The following is a 21276-nucleotide window of genomic DNA, read 5'->3' as shown; positions in this document are numbered from 1 at the left end:
CGCATATTTTTTTATAGTAACTGCTTAATTTTTTCTTTCCATCTACCTTCAGCAATTTCCTGAAGAGGTATTAATTTTTCTAGTTTTCCTCTATCTTCCAAAAATGCTTTAATTTTTCCACCTTGAGTATAATCTATAGCTAGATAAGGAACATTTAATGTCTCAGCAAATAGAACAGAATGAAATCTCATACAAATATTAAGTTTAGCATGATGCATTGTTGTTATAATTTCCAAAGGAGAAATCGATTCTCTTGTAAATTTTACTTGAATATTATCTAAACAACCATTCAAATGTAATTGCATTGACTTGGCTAAATATCGGTTGAATATACGATCATCACCCCCAACATAAAAAGAGTGCATAGGTAAAAGATGGATATCTGTTTTTTTATTTTGTGCAATAAATAAAATAAATTGCTCTAATTGAGTCTCAAATTTTTCCTTTAAACAGTTGTATTTTGACTCATTTAGTCCATTTGCATAGTCTGTTCCCCATTCTCTTAAAAAACAGGAAATATTAGGCTTTGAGCCTAATGGTGGGCTACCATTAAAATTTCTATCTAATTTCTGTTTAATTTCTAAAACATAGTTGGTGGCAGGATCGGGAACAGTTTTAACATGGGAAATTTTAAATTCTTTCTTGCATCTTCGGGTTGAAGCATTATCTCTCAAAGTAATATGATCAGCTAATCTGAATATTTCAGAAACAACCTGAGTATAAATAGGAGAAACTAAAGGGCCTATTCCACATCCTTCAATTCGATTAATTGCCTTAGTCTTTGAGCCTTGAATAAAAGCATATAATATATGATTAAGGGGTTCAATATCCATTAATGGACCGCCTCCCATAATAATTTCATCGGCTTCTGAACAAATTTTTTCAAATTGTGATGAATAAGTTTCAATCACCTTTATTTGATCAAGTTCTAACTCTTTGATTGTCCAGTGAGAAACAAAAGTAAACAAACTAGAAAGATAAATTATTTGAGGTGGATTAGATCTAGATTTTAATTGCTCTATAATGCTCCATAAAATTGCCTTATCACCAACAGTTTCGGTGCCGTACCAACCAACAATTAGAATTGTTTTTGATGTCAATAGTGGTATGTCTTGAATGATCTGCTGTTCCTTAATTATCCCAGAAGATTGATTAAGTAAATTTTGGCAATCATAAGTAATCTTATACTTTATATGTTTTAAAAATGAAGATAGTTTTTCTTCAAAAGTGACAGGCTCATGATAATCATGAATACAAGATTGGCAATGATTTTTAGCAATTTCTTTTCTAATTTTTAAATTAGAGTAATAAATACTTTTTGCTGATACTTGCATAGTATTACCTAAAATTGGAGATTTAGGAGAGCAGTAGAGTAAATCACCGCGAGAGCTCAAAACAATTGAATCAAGTTGATAAGGGCATCCAATGCTTCTGGACTTACCTTCAACTAACATTCCCCTAATATTTCTATAAGTTTTCTGATAAGTAGCAACTGTTTCAAAATCATGTTCTAAACGAAAAAAAAGTAGCCCCAAATTATATTTGGTTTTATCATCAAAAGATTTAATATATTCAATTTGATTTTTATTATATAAACGATCTATAAATTCCGCGACTCTGAATCTACCATATATTCCCTCTGATTTTGCATAGTCAAGTAGCTCATCGACAAATAGAGAATTAGTTGCCGTAATAGTACATCCAAATGAAACCGGGATATCGGTTTTTTCACGAAAAAATTTTAATAAGGATATACTCGATTGAAAGTTGTTTTCTCTACCTCTAACATTATCATGAACTTTATCTAAACCATCCAGAGATATCATTACGTTGAAAGATACCCCATGAAGTTTACATATTTCCGCACAGTCTAAAACTCTTTGTTTAACGGTGTTCTCGATAATTCCGTTAGTGATAATCCCCACTCCTAAAACCTTAGGTTTTTTCGAGCAAATTATCCTAAATAACTCAGGCAAATCACTCCTAAGAGTAGGCTCTCCTCCACTTACCCCTATGTATTTAATTTGACTGAACAAATCGTCTTGCAAAATTTGATTTAAATCTTCTGGACTAATTTCAACATCTTTTTTATTTTGCCAAATTAGACACATTTGGCAGCGAGAATTGCAAACATCATTTACCAATAGGTTCAAGGTTATTGGTTTTTTTGGAAAAATCTCTCCAAAAAATTTATTTTTCAAATCATTAATAATCAATAGGAATAATAAATATACTTTTTTTATCTTCATTTTTCGAATTTAAAATTTAAAATTGATTATGCACAAGCTAATTGATCTTGTAGTAGGCTTACTTTCCATTGGGACTCTTTAAAAATAATTCCACTACGAGACCAACCTGAAGCTGGATCTTTACTCAAACTAATCTCAAACGACAATAAATTTTCCAAAAACTCATATCTTCTATCTACCATGTTAGCTAATGAAAAAGTTAAATAATATGTGTCAATGATTAAAGAATCTAAAGAAACTGAAAACTCAGCTTTATAGATTCCTTTGTTTTTTTTGAATAACATAGGATCACTATCAGTATCTCTAATAGTTAGAATATTTGCTCCATGAGAATTTGACAGCTGCACTGCAACTACGCTCTCTACTTTCCTGTACACGAAGTATGTAATTTCTCCTCTCAAATATTGTTCACCATAATTGATTATTATGCGGGAAAATTCAATTTCTTTTTTTTTATCAAAGTCGCTTGATTTTTTCTCATAAATATTATTCTTCTGTTTCAGGTCATGAGAAAGATTTAAGTATTGGAAAATAGTATCATTACTTTTAGCGAAATTTATTTTTTGCCCTTGTTCCAAAAGCAAGCATTTAGCAGTTAGCTGATCAACAGCCGTCATATTATGACTAACAAATAAAACAGTCCTTCCCTCTTTCTCACTCACCTCCCCTATCTTCCCCAAACACTTTTTTTGGAATGCCGCATCTCCCACCGCCAACACCTCATCCACCACCAAAATCTCCGGTTCCAAATGGGCCGCCACCGCAAACGCCAACCGCACATACATCCCCGAAGAATAACGCTTTACTGGTGTATCAAGGAACTTTTCTACCTCTGCAAAATCCACAATCTCATCAAATTTCGCTTTGATTTCCCGCCGACTCATTCCCAAGATTGCTCCATTCAAATAAATATTTTCCCTCCCCGTTAGTTCAGGATGGAACCCCGTCCCCACCTCCAACAAACTCGCCACCCGGCCATGGAGTTCAATCCTGCCGGTAGTAGGCTCTGTAATCCGACTCAAGATTTTTAATAACGTCGATTTCCCTGCCCCATTGCGGCCAATAATGCCAACGCATTCCCCCCGCTTCACCTCAAACGACACATCCTTCAATGCCCAAAACTCTTCTTGGATTGGGCGGCGATCGCCTTTGCCTTGGCCCGTAAACTGCTTCACCAGGGACTTGGCCCCATCTGCTAGCACATCCCGCAACGCCACATAATTCGAGCCACTTTCCTTTTGGTGACCGATCATGTACTTTTTGCCTAAATTTTCCACCCGGATCATCATGTCCGACATAGGAATCCCAATCGAGAACCGACATCCACCAGCTTACCCAACAAACTCCCAACCCCTAACACCCGTAACAAACCGTTACCCTAGACCGACTGACTTTCCAGACTGGGGATAAAATTAATATTTGCCCTTTCTCGCTCTATTGTTCCTTGCCAACTACGGGATCGGCGATCGGGCTGATAATCTCACTTCAGTAAATGATGGACAATCAACCGCAAGCTACTTAAAAGGCGATCTCTTTATCGCTTCGACAAATCCCGCACTTCTTTCACCAAATTTTCAATATCAAGTTCCGTAAACTTACCGGATTCGACTAAGAGTCCATTTATAAAGTGAAAGAAGGAGAAGAGGAAGAAAGACGACGAAGCATAATGCGAGTCATAACAGCATAAATGGCGGCTTCGCTCATTTCTACCAAATGCTCATAATCCTTACTCAAACGTCGATACCAGTTCAATCAACCAAAGGTCCTCTCCACAACCCAGCGTCTAGGTAAAACTAAAAAGGATTTCCCTGAACGACTAATGACCTCAACTTTGGCCTGAATCAACAGTCAAATGGCCAAGGCAAAAGTTTCACCTCTATATCCTTGGTCTACTAACAAAGTCTTGACGGACCGAAGTAATTGGCTTCCCTCTTCGAGCAAACTCATCAGAGCATAAGCGGCGACAATGCGTTCACTAGCGTTGGCTTCAGTCACTATGACCTTTAAGACTAAGCCTAGGCTATCAACGATTAAGTGGCGCTTTCTTCCCTTCACCTTTTTTCCTCCATCAAAACCGTACACCTCCCCCTTTTTCGGTGGTTTTCACCGATTGGCTATCTGCTGCTAGGGCTGTTGGTTCCATACTCTTGCCCCTCTGGGTACGGCATTGCTTTAGTAGCTATAGCTGTAGACTGTGCTGCTGGGAGGAAACTCTCTGGGTAACATTGCCCATTGGCAACCCATTTTGAGCTGGTGGTAAATGCCGTTGCACACCGCCCGCATATCCGTTGTTCTCGGATGTCCTCCAGGTTTGGCTGGCGGAATCATTGGTTCCAGGATTTCCCATTCTCTGTCATTCAGGTCTTTTTCGTAGCTTCTTTTGTTACTCATACTCTTTTCCTATTTCTGCTCTTACCTCTAATTTTCACTCTTTTTACTCCTTCCATCTTTCACAAAACTTTATAAATAGCCTCTAAGGTCTTTATTGACAGGCTTTTCGGTGAATTTGATCGCCTCAGTCTTACTAGAAATGACCATAACAACAATTAGACGAAGGATTAAGCAAAAGATATTATTGAGCAACGACCCGCTTAAATACCTTTTGACAATACTCCAAAATTTCCTTAAATAATCAAGGTATGGTCGATAGTTACCAAGCTACTTTTCCCCCAAGTCATAAGATGGGCTAAGCCAGCCTTTGCGCCAGAAGAAATAAAGGGAACCACCGGCAATTAAAATCATTATCATCCAGGTAATGTAATAACCCCAGGGACTTTCTAATTCTGGCATTTCTTTGAAGTTCATGCCATAAACCCCGGCGATAAAAGTCAGGGGAATAAAAATAGTCGAAATCACAGTTAAAAACTTCATTACTTCGTTCATTTTATTGCTCATAGCAGTCATATAAACCTCCATCAAGCTAGAGGCCAATTCCCGATAAGCTTCGATAATATCTAATACCTGAATAATGTGGTCGTAGCAGTCTCGAAAATAAATTCTCACGTCCGCTGTAACGATGGAATTGGTGGTATCCCGTAGAAGTACATTCATCACATGGCGCAGGGGCCAAATTAGCCGTCTCAGGGCTAATAACTCCCGGCGAATATGGTAAATTTCTTCCATTAATGAACTGTTGGGATTACGAATAATGGTGTCTTCTAGGGCTTCAATGCGTTCCTCATAGTCTTCCAACAGAGGAAAGTATTCGTCAATTAACATATCAATTAACAGGTAGCAAAGGTAATCTGCTCCTTGTTGGCAGACTTTGCCTTGGTTGGTGCGAATTCGCTCCCGTAAAGGATTAAAACAGTCAATAATGTGTCCTTCTTGAAAAGTTAAAAGGTAGCGCTTGCCCAACACAAAACTTACCTGTTCGCTTTCAAAACCATCTTCTTCTCGATTAGGCCGTACCCGATGGGCAATAACCATCACATGATCGTTATAATCTTCAACCTTGGCCCGCTGAGGGACGTTAACAATATCTTCTAAAAGTAGGGGGTGTAATTTGAAAATTTCCCCCACTTCTTTGAGAACTTCTTCACTGCCTAGACCTTCAATATCCATCCAGGAAACGGTGTTTGTTCCCAAATAAGGCCTCAGGGCATTGGGACTAATATCGGATTTACGCACAGCGTGGCTGGGACTATAGTCCACCAACACAATGCGGGAAGGGGGAGCATCGGGTTCAATGCTGAGGGTACCCGGTTCACTACCCGGCTCGTCATAAAAGTAGTCAAAATAATCTTCTTCTTCCTCTTCTTCTTGGGGATGACGCAGTTGGCGCAGGAGAAAATCCTCAATGCCGGGTTGGGTTTGGGGCATAGCAAAGGCTCAAGAAAACTAGTTGATTTTATCGCAGGCTGTTTAAAATTTGTTTAAACTCGGGGACTTTAATCGTGCTAATTGAAAGGTAAACCAAGACAAATTCAATTTCTACGTAGTAATTCTAAACCTTGCCAAAGCGGCGATGGCGTTGTTGATAGTCCCGCAATGCTAAATGAAAGGCCTGGCGATCAAAGTCTGGCCAGAGGGTCGAGGTAACATAAATTTCTGCGTAGGCCATTTGCCAGAGCAAAAAGTTACTGATCCTTAACTCCCCACTGGTGCGGATAAGCAGATCGGGATGGGATAAACCTTCTGTGTAGAGATATTTTTCCACCATTCCTTCGTCGATGGCCTCTGGGTCTAAGTCCCCCGCTTGTACTTCCCTGGCGATCGCCTGACAGACATGGACAATTTCCTGGCGGCCGCCATAGTTAGTGGCCACGGTGAAGCGAATACCAGTATTGTTTTTTGTGTCCTCCATGGAGCGGGCAATTTCGTCCTGGAGGGAATGGGGCAAAGAGGTGAGATTGCCTACAAAACGAATGCGGACATTTTCCGCCATCATTTCTTTCAATTCCCGCCGTAGCACCCGTTCAAACAGGGTCATTAAAAATTCCACTTCTTCCAAAGGGCGCCCCCAATTTTCAGTGGAAAACGCATAGGCCGTCAGAGCGGAGATTCCCCAGTCATCACAGCAACGCAACAAATTCTTTAAGGAGTCCACCCCCCGTTGATGCCCCATAATCCGTGGCATACCCCTCTGCTTTGCCCAGCGGCCATTCCCATCCATGATGACCGCCACATGTTGGGGTAACCGTTGCCGGTCTAAGTCCGGCGGTAATGTTTCTAAGATGACAGGTTTAATAGTCATTTTTTGTCGTTTTGGGCAGTTGAGGAAGGCAGCCAAAGTAAACGTTTGAGTATTCCCCAACTTTGGTTACTCAGGCTACGGCTCAGGCGGCTGAGTTGGGGGGTAACGGACTCCCTCTCCGTAGGGGGAGCGTATTCAGTTTCCAGCAATTCCTTTAGTTTACTGCTAGTGAGGGGACGGTTGAGATTTCCCCCCCGGGCCAGGGTAATGGAGCCAGTTTCCTCAGAAACCACAATGCAAAGACAGTTTTCACTTTTTTCGGTGATGCCCATGGCAGCCCTGTGCCTAGTGCCCAATTGCCTGGAAGCACTGCGCTCTGAGAGGGGCAAAATTACCCCGGCGGATACTAATCGAGAGCCCCGAATGAAAATGGCGCCGTCATGAAGCAAGGTTTTGGGCTGAAAAATAGTTTGCAATAGTTCCTTGGACAATTTACTGTCAATGGCCACTCCTCGGTTGAGAAAAATACGGCTGTCCAAAATGCCCTGGGCCTCCATTACCATTAGAGCGCCAATGCGATTTTGAGACAGTTCTTTGACCGCATCAACAATTTCATCAATGGCATCGGTGCTGGGGGGGCTAGAACTACGCCGCCGCAATAATTCTAAAAATCTTCCCTGCCCCAGAAGTTCTAAAAATCGTCTTATTTCCGCCTGGAAGATCACCGCTAGGGCCACCGCTGTGCCGAGAACAAATTTTTCCAGCACAAATTTCAACAGCTCCAAGTTGAGGCGATCGCTCACCACTTGGGCCACCATCAACACCAACATCCCCCGCATAATCCATAGGGTTTGATTTTCACCAAAGACCCGGCTTAGTAGGTAAAACAAACCGATGACTAAACCGAGATCAATGGCGCCATGGAATAGGGGAAGCAGGGAGGCAAAATCCGGGGGAAAGCCCGACATGGGTAAGGGGAGATGGTCGTTAAGGTGGGGAAAGATGGAGTTTTAGGACAGTAATCGGCTGGGCAGACAATCCTGGCGTAGCAAGTCAGTGTAGGTTTCCCGTTGCAGAATCAAGTTTGCTTGCCCTTGGTGGACAAGTACGGCGGCGGGGCGACCTAGGCGATTGTAGTTAGAGGCCATACTGTAGTTGTAGGCACCGGTGGCGGCAACTACTAGCACATCCCCTGGCTCTACGGCGGGCAGGGCCACATCCCTAACGAGAATATCGCCGGACTCACAATGTTTCCCAGCAACGGTGACAGTTTCAGTTAATTGGTCGTTCATGCGGTTGGCTAGGGCGACCCGATACACCGACTGGTAGGTAATGGGACGGGGATTGTCGGACATACCGCCATCAACGGCAATATAGGTGCGGATATCCGGCACCACTTTGCGCCCCCCCACTCGATAGGCGGTTACGCAGGCGGAACCCACTAGGGAGCGTCCCGGCTCAGCAATTAATTTCGGATAGGGCAGATTGTGACTATCACAGGCTTTGGCCACAGAGAGTGCCGCTGCTTTAGCCCATTCTTCAATGCTGGGGGGATCGTCACTTTCGGTGTAGCAAATGCCCAAGCCACCGCCAATATTCAGTTCCGTCAAGGGCAAGCCATAGGTCAAACCTTTGCCGAACCATTGTACCAATACCTCTCCTAAATCCTGGTGGGGTTGCCGCTCAAAAATTTGGGAGCCGATGTGGGCATGGAGCCCCAGACAATGGAGTTGGGGCTGTTGGGCTATGTAGGTGAAAACCGCTTCTAGTTGATTGGGGTCGAAGCCAAATTTACTGTCCAGGTGACCCGTTTTAATGTACTCATGGGTATGGCATTCGATGCCGGGGGTGAGGCGCAACATGATCCGTACTGGCGCCCCTGAATTGGCGGCCAATTTGGTCAAGGTTTGCAGTTCCAGCCAGTTATCCACAATGATGGTGCAATTAACGGCGATCGCCTCTTGGAGTTCCTGCACCGATTTATTATTGCCATGGAAATAAATTTTGTCGGCAATATCAGAGTCATTCCACCCCAATTGCTTAAGGGCTTCCACCGTGGTGAATAATTCTCCGCCGGATACCACGTCAAATCCTAACCCTTCCTGGGCGGCGATCGCCACTACGGCCAAACAACTCCAGGCTTTGGAGGCATAGATGACCTGGCTAGGGCCGGGGTAATGGGTTCGGAAAGATTGACGATATTGCTGGGCCGCTTGTCGCAGAGTCGTTTCATCCAAAATGTAGAGGGGAGAACCAAACTGTTCCACTAGGGCTGGCACACTGCAACCGCCAATTTCTAGTTCGCCACTATCATTTACCACGGCGGTCAAAGGCAAAAGATTCTGGTTGGGGGAGGAGGAAGCCGGGGTTTTGATCAATGTGCTTCCGGTGGCAGGGCGAGACATTTCAGTGGAAATCATACGCAGGGGAAATTGTGGTGAAAATGAAAATGTTAGAACTAAAGTTTTTAGTCAGGCAGTTGGATTGTGAAGCAACAACAACCGCGGGCAAAGCAAAACCCTAAAAGCATTCATAACCCTCCTAACACCCCAGTCTATCAAGGTTCGGGGTGATTATTTTCTCCGTTTTCCTTCTCTGACTACGGCTATGGTGAGGAAGAGACAATATTTTCGGGGGTTAATTTTCCTTGGAGTTCCTGTTTAATACGGGCCATGATGGAATTGTGATCCAAAGAGTTAAGAATATCCCGGACCACAGTGCGGGGACCATTTTCACCCCAGGCAGCGCCGTTGGCCAGATAGGTTTTGGTCACTTGGCCGATCGCCAAAGTAGAAACTCCAGCCACGCTAGCTTGGGTAAGGGCCACAGAAATGTAGGGAGCCAGGGCCAAACCGCCGGTTAAGGGCACTGTTAAACCCAGTAGGCCCTTGAGGGAACTTAGACCCAATCCCGCTAAAAATTCGCTGGCGGTGATCCCCCCCATACTCACGCCAATTTTCTGTAACAAGGCGATCGCCGCCGTTTGGGTCATGGGTAAACCATACAGTTTGGAGAGGGAAATAATCAGGGCCACATCCACCACCGCACCACTGAACAGGTCCAACACCGTTACAGGATTGAGGGCAATGGCCGCTGCCTTCACCAGCACTGCTTTTTGAATCACGCTATTAGCTTCGGCATCCCGTAAACGCATTTTCTGTTGCACTAATTTATCGTTTAAATTGTCCGCGCAAAGCAAGGTATTAAGGGCAACTAAAGATTTCCCCTCCCGTTGGAGTACATCCACAATTTTTAGGCGTAAATCATCAACATCAGCCCTTCCCCGATATTGATACCGTTGTAATTTTCCTTCAGAGTTTGGTCTTAGCTCTGTGATTAAAGGACTGGCGGAGACTAAAACAATTTCTTCTGGAGATAGTAACTCTCTAACCCGTTCATCACGGATTTTTTCATAAATTAATTGACGATCAACCGCCGGATACTGGTCAATTTTATTAAATACCAACACCATCGGTTTACCCACCGCCCGCAGTTGGGATAAAGCTTGGAACTCCACCTGGGACAGGTCCCCCGCAATAACAAATAAAATTAAATCTACCTGTTGCGCCACGGCGATCGCCAATTGTTCCCGCTCCTGTCCTTTCACTTCATCAATGCCTGGTGTATCGATTAATTGCAGTTGGACGTTGCCCCAGCCAGCAATAGTAACTGTAGATAATCCGTCGGCTTGGGTTAATTGCCAAGGAGCTGATTGTTGGGTTTGGGTAATGCCATGGACTGGCCCGGTGGTAAAAACCTCTTCGCCCAGCAGAGCATTAAGAAGGGATGATTTGCCACGACCAACTAAACCAAAGGCTGCAATTTGCACCACCCCTTGATTCAAATTTTCTAGCATGGCACAGAGATGGTTAATTTCCTGCTCTAATCCCTGTTTTTCATTGGTATTGAGATCAATTTGCTCAACGATCGCTGTCAAACTAGCTTGAGCTTGTTGATAGTTTAAATCTTCTTGAATGGCCCCAATAACATCTAAGGTTTGGTCTAAATCAGTCAAAGAATTATTATTCATGGAAAGTAAAGATAAAATTCCCGACGATGGACAACCCTTGCCAAAACGATAGTTTCACTTTGAATATAAAAGCCAATTCTGTAGTCACCTAGGCGTATTGGATAAGCATTTTCTTCTCCTTTGAGTTTTTTGACATTAGAAATACCCTGAATTTGCTCAAGCTGAGGGATTTTTTCCAAGACCAAGCTTTTAATTAGTTCATATTGGGGAGAACTTTTTAGCTTTTTTAAGTCTTTGATAAAACTGGGTAAATACTGAACATCCATCAAAATTAATGTTCTAATGCTTCTAAAGCCTCAGAATGGCTTAAAGGAATTTCATCTTTAACTTTATTCATTAAAGCTAGCAATTGATTATCTTCAAAGTTTTCCAGTATTTTTTGATAATCATCAAAATCAATTACAACTTTTTCAATCTTTCCTTGGGAGTCTTTAATTAATTCTTGGGCAAAAGGATAATTGATATTCATAATTATTAAGCCAAAATGATTAAAATATTTTTACCTACACAATTCATTCTAACAAAATTATCGTGGGAAATAAATGCGAATCATATTTGCTTATATTTACATCCTATCTAAAACTGGAATGCCCAATAAAGACAGACCTAGTTTTAAAGTTCTGGCAGTGAGATCACAGAGCAATAAACGGGAGCTACGTTGGGGTTCACCTGCTTTTAATACGGGGCAATTTTCATAAAAGCGGTTAAAAACCTTACTCAGTTCATAAAGATAATCACAAAGACGATTGGGCAATAAACTGGTTTCTACCGTTTCAATTACGTCGGCAAATTGTAAAAGGCTTTTAGCTAAAACTAACTCCGTTGGTTCGGTTAACATAATTTCACCGCTGTCCATCTGGGCAAAATCAATGTTCCCTTCCCGGCTAATACTTTGAATACGGGCGTAGGCGTAGAGCATATAGGGGGCCGTATTGCCTTGGAGAGCTAGCATTTTATCAAAACTAAAAACATAGTCACTGGTGCGATTTTGGCTAAGGTCGGCATATTTCACCGCTCCAATACCAACCCTTTGGGCCACTTCTTCCTTAAATTCAAATGTTTCTTGACGTTCCTCCGCTGTTAGACGGGTTTCGAGGTCTTGCCTTGCCCTGGCCACTGCTTCCTTCAACAGATCCTTTAAACGAATGGTGTCCCCAGCCCTAGTTTTCAGTTTTTTTCCATCTTCTCCTTTCACCAAACCAAACGGCACATGGACCACTTGACTTGGATCGGTGAGGATACCGGCCTTTTTGGCTACTTGGAAAAATTGAGCAAAATGATTAGCTTGTCCCGCATCAGTAACATAAATAATTTTCTCCGCACCATCGGTGTTTAAGCGATAATTCAAAGCTGCTAAATCAGTGGTGGCATAGTTATAACCTCCATCGGATTTTTGCACAATTAATGGCAGGCGATCGCCGTCTTTATTGGTAAAGCCATCAAGGAAAACACACTGGGCCCCATTGTCTTCCACTAGCAAACCTTTTTCTTGCAATAGGGTCACTACTCCAGGCAAAAAGGAATTATAAAAAGATTCTCCCCTCTCCTCAATAGCAATATCTAACCAATCATAAATCTGTTGAAACTCTCGCCGGGATTGTTCACAAAGCAGTTGCCAAGCCTTAATACTTTCTTCTTCTCCAGCCTGGAGACTTACCACCGCCTGACGAGAAGTTTCCCGAAACTGATCATCTTGATCAAAGCGCTGTTTAGCTTGCTTATAGAAAGTAACCAAATCGCCAATATCTAAGGCATCAGCGGTCACCAACGCTTCTGGATAAACCTCTTTTAAATAGGTAATTAACATACCAAACTGGGTGCCCCAATCCCCCACATGGTTGAGGCGGAGAACATCATAGCCACGGAATTCTAATACCCTGGCTAAACAGTCACCAATAATGGTGGAGCGGAGATGACCCACATGCATTTCTTTGGCAATATTAGGGCTAGAGAAATCCACCACTACCCGCCCTTGGGTTTGAACCTGGGGCACCCCCAACTGTTCATCCTGTTGCAATTTAATTAATTGCTCCGACAAATAATCAGGAAGTAGGTGGAGATTAATAAAACCGGGGCCAGCAATGGTAGGCGGTGCACATATCCCAGTTAAATCAACTTTATCTACAATCTCCATGGCGATCGCCATGGGCTGTTGACTCAATTGTTTGGCCAAGGGCAGGGCAATGTTACATTGAAAATCGCCAAATTTGGGGTTGGAAGCAGTCACCACCAAAGGGGTTGGTAGGGAGATTTCCGGTGCAAACTGACCCTTCAAAGCTTGGGCAAAGCGATCATTAAGTTGGGTCAGAATTGATGCCATGGACAATAAAGCTGGGGGAGATGTACATTGAAGGCGAACGGCATGGCCACCAGATCATAGGTTTTTGTGACCGGTCTTCCGTTAGCTGTTGTTATTATAGATTAATATCTGTCCTGCGTCACTTTCAACTTTAAAAGGTATTTCTTGTTCCACAATATCAAAAATCCTTCTTTTTTATCTAGTTGAGAGAATGTAAAAATATCAACTTTTTCCTTCTTAAATTAAATCCTTCAAGCAAGTTTCTCAAATTTGTCTAGCACTAGTGTAAAATTCAGTCCAGTCCAACGCTCACAAATTTGCCTTGGGAAGTTAAAAAGGTAGTTACAATTCTAATGAGGACAGATAACTTCATAGGTTAAAGGTTGATTTTGCTCAAACTCAGCGATATTTGCCAACGTAGTTTCGGCGATGGTCTCCAGGGCATTATGGGTAAAAAATCCCTGGTGGGCAGTGATCATAACATTAGGAAAAGACTGCAGCAACTGAAACGTATCATCTTGAATAATGGTATCAGAGTGGTCAGTGAAAAAAAGTGCTTCCTCTTCTTCGTAAACATCAATGCCCAAAAAGCCAATTTGATGGGATTTAATGCCCTGAATAACTGCTTGGGTATCAATTAAATGACCCCGGCTAGTGTTGATTAACATCACCCCTGGCTTCATTCGGGCAATGGTACTGGAATTAATTAAATAGTGGGTTTCCGGCAATAGGGGACAGTGGAGGGAAATAATATCCGATTGGGCTAAAAGTTCATTCAAAGGCACATAAATAGCCTGGCCAATGGCAGTAAAATTTTCATTGGGGAAAGCATCATAGCCCAATAAATGACAGCCAAAACCATTCATAATCTTGGCAAAGGCTAAACCAATTTTTCCCGTGCCAATTATGCCCACGGTGGAACCATGGAGATCAAACCCTAATAAGCCTTCTAGGGAAAAGTTATCGTCCCTAACTCGGTTATATGCTCGGTATAACTTTCTGTTCAGAGCAAGAATTAATCCCACCGTATGTTCCGCCACCGCATGGGGAGAATAGGACGGGACATGGACCACTTTTAAACCCAAAGCCGCCGCTGTTTTCAGGTCCACATTGTTATAACCGGCACTACGGAGGGCGATTAAGGTGGTGCCCTGGGCGGCTAATTTTTCCAACACTGGGGCCGGGGCTTGGTCATTGACAAAGAGACAAACAACGGGACAATCCTCCGCTAGAATGGCGGTGTCGAGGTTGAGCTGGGCATCGAAAAAGAGCATTTCCCGCCCATGGTGGTGGTTAGCCCGCTCAAAAAACTGGCGATCGTAGGCTTTACTACTAAAGAAAGCGATTTTCATGGCGATTATGGGAACTACTTTTCGGTGCTATTCAGCTAAGGATATTTTTCCCAATCTTAGAAGAAATTTTTCGATCATTCCTGGGGCTGTATTGTTCAATACTCTTTTAGCTTTGGCGATCGCCCTAGGAATCAATTTAGCCTTAGACCGGCCTGGGGTAACCCAGGAAATAGTGGTTTTGGAATCGACCCAGGCACCGGAGGCCATTTTTGCCCAGGGGGTGAAAGCGGGAGAAGCGGGTAATTATGCCAAAGCAGTGGAATTATTTTCGGCGGTGTTGGCCCTCAGTCCTGACTCACCGGAAACCCACTATAATCGGGGGTTAGCTTGGGAGCGACTTGGCAATGTGGACCAGGCGATCGCCGACTACGGCCGCAGTATTGCCCTGGATCGGTACTATATCCCCCCCTACATCAACCGGGGTAATCTCTATAGCCAACGGCAGGAACACCAAGAAGCAATTCGGGACTTCACCCAGGCCATCACCTATGACCCCAACCGTTACAAAGCCTATTACAACCGGGCCAATAGTTATTTCCAACTGGAGCAGTATGGCCAGGCGATCGCTGACTATAACCGGGTGTTAATACTCCGACCGGATTACATCAATGCCATTTACAACAGGGGTTTAGCCCATTTCCAGGCAGGGCAACTGGACAATTCTCGCCAGGATTTATTGTTTGCGGCCCAGGCCTATCTCAACCGTGGCGATCGCCTTGGTTACCTCGAAGCCCTGGATCAAATGGGCGAATTAGGACTATAACTTTGCCAGCCCAGGTCAGAGCACCACAACTTTCCCCAAAGTATCCATCCCAGAAATACCAAAGAGGGGGAGGGGGATGCCCCTATAATTAGGGCTGTCAACTGTGTTTGGAGCATTACACACCGATGTTAAGTAAAGTCCCCGCCACCATTGAAGAAATCGCCGCCCGGGAAATTTTAGACTCCAGGGGTCGCCCCACCATTGAAGCGGAAGTCCGGTTGGAAAGTGGGGCCCACGGCATTGCCCAGGTGCCCAGTGGTGCTTCCACAGGCAGTTTTGAAGCCCATGAATTGCGGGACGGTGACCCCAAACGCTACGACGGGAAAGGGGTAGAAAAAGCAGTGCGTAACGTGATGGAAAAAATTGCTCCGGTGGTGGAAGGCCTAGATGCCTTCGATCAGTTAGCAGTGGATCAAGCCATGATTGACCGGGACGGCACGGACAACAAAAAAGAATTGGGAGCCAATGCCATTCTCGCGGTTTCCCTAGCCAATGCCAAAGCCGCTGCCGTTGAGCTAGCCATTCCCCTCTACCGCTATCTGGGGGGGCCATTGGCCAATGTTTTACCTGTACCAATGATGAACGTGATCAACGGTGGAGCCCATGCGGACAATAACGTCGATTTTCAGGAATTCATGATTATGCCGGTGGGGGCGGAAACCTTTAAAGAAGCCCTGCGCTGGGGGGCGGAAGTGTTCGCTGTCCTAGGTAAAGTGCTCAAGGAACGGAAACTACTCTCCGGTGGGGTGGGGGATGAAGGGGGTTATGCCCCCAATTTGAAATCTAACCAGGAAGCTTTGGATATTCTCATCGAGGCGATCGAACAAGCTGGTTACAAACCCGGCAGTCAAATTGCCTTAGCCATGGACATTGCCGCCAGTGAATTTTTCAAAAATGGCCAGTATGAGTACGACGGTGGCGTTCATTCGCCCCAGGAATTCATCGATTACCAAGCCAAGCTGGTGAGCCAATATCCCATTGTTTCCATTGAAGACGGTTTGCATGAAGATGACTGGGAAAGCTGGAAAGCGTTAACAGCTTCCCTTGGTACCCAAACCCAATTGGTGGGGGATGATTTGATGGTGACCAATCCGGTGCGTCTGCAAAAATCCATTGACCTGGGGGTAGCCAACGCCATTTTGATTAAACTCAATCAAATCGGTACTTTGAGCGAAACTTTGGAAACCATTTCCCTCGCCACTCGCCATAGTTACCGTTCTGTCATTTCCCATCGCTCCGGTGAAACGGAAGATACCACGATCGCCGACTTGGCCGTGGCCACCAGGGTAGGACAAATTAAAACCGGTTCCCTCTGCCGCTCTGAACGGGTTGCTAAATATAATCGTTTACTCCGCATTGAAGATGAACTTGGCGATCGAGCCGTCTATGCCCCCAAAATTGGCCTAGGTCCCAAACATTCCTAGCAATCTAAATCCATCTCCATTGGCAAACTGGTTTTTGGACCCTACCGGGTATCAATACTGGGCAATGCTGACCGTTGGACTCCTAAAATTCTCCGGTTTTTCGATTCAACACCTTAAGATTATGCCCATGGTTCCCCCGGTGGTGGACTGTGGGTCCTTTTTTTGTCAATACTCCAGGCTGACGGAGAATGCCAATGAAGCAAAACTATAAACGGACATGGAAGAAGGCATCAGACTACTTCGGTAACGGCATCCTGTGAAGTGTCAACCCACCGAAAAGCTATCCAATTAAATCTGTTTGCTTCCTAGGAATCCTCTGGCTTTAGCTACGGGATGGATGTCAACTAGTCTCTTTTTACTCAATATCCAATTAAATTGGCAGTCCAGGAAAGGTTAGACCGACTGATGCAAAAACCATAATTAAGCACAGCCCTTTGCCTAGCATGGGAAGACGGGCAACAATTGGATTAGAAACATTGCTCTTAACCAAGGAAAAATACTGTGATTTTAGTTGTGGGAGCCACTGGTGGAGTGGGTAAACGGGTAGTTAAATTGCTCGTTGATGGGGGCCAAGAAGTGAGGGTGTTGGTGCGGGATGTGCCCAGGGCCCAAAAAATTTTTCAAACCTGGTTTGACGGTCCATTGCCCGATCGCCTGGAATTTTTTGGCGGTGATTTGACCATCAAAGAAAGTCTGACTCCAGCGTTGATGGGCCGGGTAACGGCGGTGATCTGTTGTAGTGGCACCAAAGTTCAACCAGTGGAAGGGGACACCCCCGAACGGGAAAAGTATTATCAAGGGCTGAAGTTTTACTTACCGGAAGTGGTAGACGTGCCGGAGCAAGTGGAGTATGAAGGCATCAAAAACTTACTGGCGGTGGTCAAAGAGCATATTCAGCCCAAGGAAAACACCCTGATGGATTTTCGTCAGACCGATGCTCCCCGTTTAGCTTGGTATTCCGTTGATGATGGAGTGATGGGGGGTGTTAGTGCTAGCCAATGGCGACTCACTGGCGATCGGGCTTTATTCACCGGGGAAGTTTCCACCGCTAATAATGGGGGCTTTGCTTCGGTGCGATCGGCAAATTTTGAACCGGCTTTGGATCTTTCCTCCGCTGAGGGCATCCAACTCCGCATCCAAGGGGACGGCAAACGCTATAAATTCATTATCCGCAGTCAAAACGAATGGGATGGGCTGAGCTACTGTTACTCCTTCGACACATTTAATAATCGTCCCCAAACAGTGTGTATTCCCTTCCGACAATTAATTCCCGTCTTTCGGGCCAAAACAGTGCCAGAAAAAGGCCCATTCAACCCTGCCCAGGTGTCAGCTTTGCAGTTAATGCACAGCAAATTTGAGTACGATGGTGGGCTAAATCCCAGCTTTTCTCCGGGCATATTTGGCTTGGAAATTGAATCCATCAAAACCTATGCCAATCCCCTCACACCTCAGTTTATCCACGTTAGTTCCGCAGGGGTAACCCGTCCCGGTCGCCCGGGGCTCAATTTAGCAGAGGAACCGCCGGCTGTGCGCCTCAATGAACAATTGGGAGGCATTTTGACCTGGAAGTTACGGGGGGAAGATGCCATCCGAGGTAGTGGCTTAACCTACACCATCGTTCGGCCCTGCGCCTTAACGGAGTCAGAAAATCCAGAAATCTTGCAATTTGCCCAGGGGGATAATCTCCGGGGCCAAGTGAGTCGGTGGGCGATCGCCAAATTGTGCGTGGACAGTTTGCAATGGGCGGAAGCTGGGGGCAAAACCTTTGAGGTCAATGGCGCAACTGGAGGTAGTAACAACACCGCCTGGCCGTTCCTACTCAGACAACTCAAATTTGACCGCTGCTAGTTTTTTTAGCCAGTTTGAGCAACTTTTATTTACGAAGCGGGTAACGCGATTCGAACGCGCGACATCAACCTTGGCAAGGTTGCGCTCTACCACTGAGCTATACCCGCAAATTTCAGACTTTTATCAATATGCCAAAGAAAGATTTTTCTGTCAACAGTCGTGGCAAATTTTTTTGTAGTTGATGGGGAATCTGACTTAGACTGGCGGTAGATGCTTCTTTTCGCTTATCGCCATGGCCCCTTCCCCTGCTCCCCTGCTTTCCCTTTCCCTGCCGGAATTAACCGACTGGGTGCAAACCACTGGCCAACCGGCCTATCGGGGTAAGCAAATTCACCAATGGCTGTACCAAAAAGGAGCCCGTTCCTTAACTGCCATGACGGATTTGCCGAAGGTGTGGCGGGAAAAAAATGTCCATTATCCCATCGGGCGATCGGTCATTGACCACTGTGCGGTCGCCCCGGATCAGACCAGAAAATATCTGCTCCGCTTAGCCGACGGTTTGATCATTGAAACGGTGGGTATCCCCAGCAGTAAGCGTTTGACTGTGTGTGTTTCATCCCAGGTGGGCTGTGCCATGGATTGTAATTTCTGTGCCACGGGGAAGGGGGGTTTCATCCGTAATTTACAGAGTTATGAAATTGTGGACCAAGTGCTGACGGTGCAGGAGGAATTTCAGGAACGGGTGAGCAATGTGGTTTTCATGGGCATGGGGGAACCGCTGTTAAATTTGCCCCAGGTGGTGAAGGCGGTGGAGTGTCTTAATCAAGTAGTGGGCATTGGCCAGCGGGCGTTGACCATTTCCACAGTGGGGTTGCCGGGGAAAATTCGCCAACTAGCCGATCGCCATTTGCAGGTGACGTTTGCGGTTAGTCTCCATGCTCCTAATCAAACTTTGCGACAATCGTTAATCCCCAGTGCAAAGCATTATCCTTTGGAACAATTGTTGGCGGACTGTCGAGCCTATGTGGAAACTACGGGGCGACGGGTGACGTTTGAGTATGTTCTGTTGGCGGGGGTTAATGACCAACCAGTCCATGCAGAAGAGTTGGCCCAAAAGTTGCGGGGCTTTCAAACCCATGTCAATTTAATTCCCTACAATCCCATTTCTGAAGTGGATTATCAGCGGCCGACGGAAGCGCAAATAAATCAGTTTGCCCAGGTTTTGAGTGACCATCGCATTGCGGTCAGTGTGCGTTATTCCCGGGGAGTACAAGCGGATGCGGCCTGTGGCCAGTTAAGGGCTTCCCGTAAGGAAGAATTAACCGCTACGGTTTGAGGAGTTCCCCTGTCCCCAAATCTGGGGGAACGAGATTTAAAGTCGCCAAAATTAGCTGGAGTTTTGGTTAAATGATCCATGTAGTGGGCATTGGCCTGGATGGTGCCAACGGTTTAACTGCTTCAATGCTGGAATTAATCGACCAAGCAAAAATATTGGCCGGCGGCGATCGCCATTTAAGTTATTTCCCGCAGCATGACAAAAAAAGTTTAGTAATTAAGGATTTTTCAGCGGATTTAAATAAAATCAAGCAAATTCACCAGACTTTAGATTCAGGGGAAATCATTGTCGTTTTAGCTTCCGGTGATCCCCTTTACTTTGGGTTGGGACGGTTGCTACTAGAAAAATTTGCCCCGGAACAATTAAAATTCCATCCCCATGTTAGTTCCATTCAGTTAGCCTTTAACCGCTTAAAAATTCCTTGGCAAGATGCAACCATCATCAGTGCCCACGGCCGATCCAACGATTTGCTTAAGCAAGCTTTGCAAAAAGGGGCAGAAAAATTAGCCGTTCTCACCGATGGTCAAAATCATCCGGGGGCGATCGCCGATTTATGTTTATCCTTGGGGTCAACCGCAACTTACCAAGCTTGGGTTTGTGAAAATTTAGGGGCGGAAAATGAACGGATTCAATCCTTTGATTTACTATCTTTAGCGACACTAACCGCAACGGATTTTGCTTCCCTCAATGTGGTTGTGCTAGTTAAGCAAAAGCTGGAAAATGCCCCCATTGATCTAAAAAAATTACCCATTTTTGGCATTGCGGACCATTATTTTGCCAGCTTCAAAGACCGCCCTGGCATGATTACCAAACAGGCGATCCGGGTGCAAATTCTGGCCGCCTTAGCTCTGCAACCCCAACACATTATTTGGGACATTGGGGCCGGTACGGGGTCAGTGGCGATCGAGTCCGCTCGGCTTTGTCCCCAGGGAAAAGTTTTTGCCATTGAAAAAACCAGCGCGGGCCAACAATTAATCGAACAAAATTGCCAACGATTCCAGGCGGAAAATGTAACTTTAATGGCCGGCCCAGCCCCGGAGGTTTTAGCGGATTTACCTACCCCAGACCGAATTTTCATTGGTGGCAACGGTGGGCAATTAATGCCTATTCTGCAGACCTGTGGGGAACGTCTAGGACAGGATGGTTTAGTGGTGATGGCGATCGCCAGTTTGGAACATTTGGGCTTGGCCCTGGGCTGGTTTAAACAACAATCATGGCAGGTGAAACTGCAACAGGTGCAAATTAGCCAGAGCGTTAAATTCGCTGAACTGACCCGGCTTGATCCCCTTAATCCCATTTACCTACTTACTGCGGCCAAGAACTTCCTGGGTAACGGCTAGCTTGATTAACTTCCCCCAAGGCTGTGCTCTACACTAAAAAACACCACTAACATTTTTCC

At 44.9% G+C, this 21276-nt stretch carries 16 protein-coding genes, 1 tRNA gene and 1 pseudogene; 5 read left to right on the top strand and 13 right to left on the bottom strand.

Annotated features, from left to right (window positions below):
• Positions 1 to 11: 11 nt before the first annotated feature.
• The 12 genes and pseudogenes from D082_RS07160 to D082_RS07100 form a co-directional block, all read right to left on the bottom strand.
• Positions 12 to 2249, bottom strand: a complete 2238-nt coding sequence (locus D082_RS07160) for a polysaccharide pyruvyl transferase family protein (RefSeq protein ID WP_051738752.1) — start codon at positions 2247 to 2249, stop codon at positions 12 to 14.
• Positions 2250 to 2275: 26 nt separating this feature from the next.
• On the bottom strand, positions 2276 to 3547 hold the full coding sequence (locus D082_RS07155) for an ABC transporter ATP-binding protein (RefSeq protein WP_028948556.1): 1272 nt from the start codon (positions 3545 to 3547) through the stop codon (positions 2276 to 2278).
• A gap of 322 nt (positions 3548 to 3869) precedes the next feature.
• A pseudogene (locus D082_RS18060) lies at positions 3870 to 4640 on the bottom strand (IS5 family transposase).
• A 267-nt stretch (positions 4641 to 4907) separates the two neighbouring features.
• Positions 4908 to 6071: a magnesium/cobalt transporter CorA gene (corA, locus tag D082_RS07140; RefSeq protein WP_028948555.1), complete on the bottom strand. Its 1164-nt coding sequence runs from the start codon at positions 6069 to 6071 to the stop codon at positions 4908 to 4910.
• Between the two features lie 124 nt (positions 6072 to 6195).
• The gene (gene uppS / locus D082_RS07135) at positions 6196 to 6945 is read right to left on the bottom strand and encodes a polyprenyl diphosphate synthase (RefSeq protein WP_028948554.1); all 750 of its coding nucleotides are present in this window, start codon (positions 6943 to 6945) and stop codon (positions 6196 to 6198) included.
• The gene (gene cdaA, locus D082_RS07130; protein ID WP_028948553.1) at positions 6942 to 7853 is read right to left on the bottom strand and encodes a diadenylate cyclase CdaA; all 912 of its coding nucleotides are present in this window, start codon (positions 7851 to 7853) and stop codon (positions 6942 to 6944) included. The genes uppS and cdaA overlap by 4 nt, the downstream gene beginning before the upstream one ends.
• A 42-nt stretch (positions 7854 to 7895) precedes the next feature.
• A complete protein-coding gene (gene lysA, locus D082_RS07125) occupies positions 7896 to 9305 on the bottom strand; it encodes a diaminopimelate decarboxylase (RefSeq protein WP_028948552.1) in 1410 nt (469 codons plus the stop codon).
• 185 nt (positions 9306 to 9490) lie between these two features.
• Complete coding sequence (locus D082_RS07120; RefSeq protein ID WP_028948551.1) at positions 9491 to 10915, bottom strand: DUF697 domain-containing protein; 1425 nt, start codon at positions 10913 to 10915, stop codon at positions 9491 to 9493.
• The gene (locus D082_RS07115) at positions 10912 to 11181 is read right to left on the bottom strand and encodes a type II toxin-antitoxin system RelE/ParE family toxin (RefSeq protein WP_028948550.1); all 270 of its coding nucleotides are present in this window, start codon (positions 11179 to 11181) and stop codon (positions 10912 to 10914) included. Before D082_RS07115 ends, D082_RS07120 begins: the two co-directional genes overlap by 4 nt.
• A gap of 5 nt (positions 11182 to 11186) precedes the next feature.
• On the bottom strand, positions 11187 to 11384 hold the full coding sequence (locus tag D082_RS07110) for a hypothetical protein (RefSeq protein ID WP_028948549.1): 198 nt from the start codon (positions 11382 to 11384) through the stop codon (positions 11187 to 11189).
• 96 nt (positions 11385 to 11480) lie between these two features.
• Positions 11481 to 13235, bottom strand: coding sequence for an arginine--tRNA ligase (gene argS, locus D082_RS07105; protein WP_028948548.1), 1755 nt, complete (start codon positions 13233 to 13235; stop codon positions 11481 to 11483).
• A 329-nt stretch (positions 13236 to 13564) separates the two neighbouring features.
• Entirely contained in the window at positions 13565 to 14566 is a 1002-nt protein-coding gene (locus tag D082_RS07100) for a 2-hydroxyacid dehydrogenase (protein WP_028948547.1), read from the bottom strand.
• Between the two features lie 7 nt (positions 14567 to 14573).
• Here D082_RS07100 and D082_RS07095 point away from each other — a divergent pair, with 7 nt between their 5' ends.
• The 3 genes from D082_RS07095 to D082_RS07085 all read left to right on the top strand — a co-directional run bounded on the left by D082_RS07095 (position 14574) and on the right by D082_RS07085 (position 18601).
• On the top strand, positions 14574 to 15329 hold the full coding sequence (locus tag D082_RS07095; protein ID WP_051738927.1) for a tetratricopeptide repeat protein: 756 nt from the start codon (positions 14574 to 14576) through the stop codon (positions 15327 to 15329).
• A gap of 125 nt (positions 15330 to 15454) precedes the next feature.
• Positions 15455 to 16753 carry a phosphopyruvate hydratase gene (gene eno, locus D082_RS07090; RefSeq protein WP_028948545.1) on the top strand — a complete coding sequence of 433 codons (1299 nt, stop codon included), beginning with the start codon at positions 15455 to 15457 and terminating at the stop codon, positions 16751 to 16753.
• Between the two features lie 501 nt (positions 16754 to 17254).
• On the top strand, positions 17255 to 18601 hold the full coding sequence (locus D082_RS07085; protein ID WP_028948544.1) for a CIA30 family protein: 1347 nt from the start codon (positions 17255 to 17257) through the stop codon (positions 18599 to 18601).
• A gap of 35 nt (positions 18602 to 18636) precedes the next feature.
• Here D082_RS07085 and D082_RS07080 read toward each other — a convergent pair.
• Positions 18637 to 18708 (bottom strand) — tRNA-Gly (locus D082_RS07080).
• A gap of 125 nt (positions 18709 to 18833) precedes the next feature.
• On the opposite strand from D082_RS07080, the gene rlmN reads away from it, so the two are divergent.
• Both rlmN and D082_RS07070 read left to right on the top strand, forming a co-directional pair.
• Complete coding sequence (rlmN, locus tag D082_RS07075) at positions 18834 to 19877, top strand: 23S rRNA (adenine(2503)-C(2))-methyltransferase RlmN (protein WP_028948543.1); 1044 nt, start codon at positions 18834 to 18836, stop codon at positions 19875 to 19877.
• 71 nt (positions 19878 to 19948) lie between these two features.
• Positions 19949 to 21217 carry a bifunctional cobalt-precorrin-7 (C(5))-methyltransferase/cobalt-precorrin-6B (C(15))-methyltransferase gene (locus D082_RS07070; protein ID WP_028948542.1) on the top strand — a complete coding sequence of 423 codons (1269 nt, stop codon included), beginning with the start codon at positions 19949 to 19951 and terminating at the stop codon, positions 21215 to 21217.
• Positions 21218 to 21276 lie beyond the last annotated feature (59 nt).

This window comes from Synechocystis sp. PCC 6714 (assembly GCF_000478825.2).
Lineage (GTDB): Bacteria > Cyanobacteriota > Cyanobacteriia > Cyanobacteriales > Microcystaceae > Synechocystis.
This window is presented reverse-complemented; position numbering and strand designations above follow the sequence as displayed.

Excerpts from the sequence above, each read along its gene's own strand:
- D082_RS07160 (WP_051738752.1), bottom strand. The coding sequence starts at position 2,249 with ATGAAGATAAAAAAAGTATATTTATTATTCCTATTGATTATTAATGAT.
- D082_RS07155 (WP_028948556.1), bottom strand. The coding sequence starts at position 3,547 with ATGTCGGACATGATGATCCGGGTGGAAAATTTAGGCAAAAAGTACATG.
- corA (WP_028948555.1), bottom strand. The coding sequence starts at position 6,071 with ATGCCCCAAACCCAACCCGGCATTGAGGATTTTCTCCTGCGCCAACTG.
- uppS (WP_028948554.1), bottom strand. The coding sequence starts at position 6,945 with ATGACTATTAAACCTGTCATCTTAGAAACATTACCGCCGGACTTAGAC.
- cdaA (WP_028948553.1), bottom strand. The coding sequence starts at position 7,853 with ATGTCGGGCTTTCCCCCGGATTTTGCCTCCCTGCTTCCCCTATTCCAT.
- lysA (WP_028948552.1), bottom strand. The coding sequence starts at position 9,305 with ATGATTTCCACTGAAATGTCTCGCCCTGCCACCGGAAGCACATTGATC.
- D082_RS07120 (WP_028948551.1), bottom strand. The coding sequence starts at position 10,915 with ATGAATAATAATTCTTTGACTGATTTAGACCAAACCTTAGATGTTATT.
- D082_RS07115 (WP_028948550.1), bottom strand. The coding sequence starts at position 11,181 with ATGGATGTTCAGTATTTACCCAGTTTTATCAAAGACTTAAAAAAGCTA.
- D082_RS07110 (WP_028948549.1), bottom strand. The coding sequence starts at position 11,384 with ATGAATATCAATTATCCTTTTGCCCAAGAATTAATTAAAGACTCCCAA.
- argS (WP_028948548.1), bottom strand. The coding sequence starts at position 13,235 with ATGGCATCAATTCTGACCCAACTTAATGATCGCTTTGCCCAAGCTTTG.
- D082_RS07100 (WP_028948547.1), bottom strand. The coding sequence starts at position 14,566 with ATGAAAATCGCTTTCTTTAGTAGTAAAGCCTACGATCGCCAGTTTTTT.
- D082_RS07095 (WP_051738927.1), top strand. The coding sequence starts at position 14,574 with ATGGGAACTACTTTTCGGTGCTATTCAGCTAAGGATATTTTTCCCAAT.
- eno (WP_028948545.1), top strand. The coding sequence starts at position 15,455 with ATGTTAAGTAAAGTCCCCGCCACCATTGAAGAAATCGCCGCCCGGGAA.
- rlmN (WP_028948543.1), top strand. The coding sequence starts at position 18,834 with ATGGCCCCTTCCCCTGCTCCCCTGCTTTCCCTTTCCCTGCCGGAATTA.
- D082_RS07070 (WP_028948542.1), top strand. The coding sequence starts at position 19,949 with ATGATCCATGTAGTGGGCATTGGCCTGGATGGTGCCAACGGTTTAACT.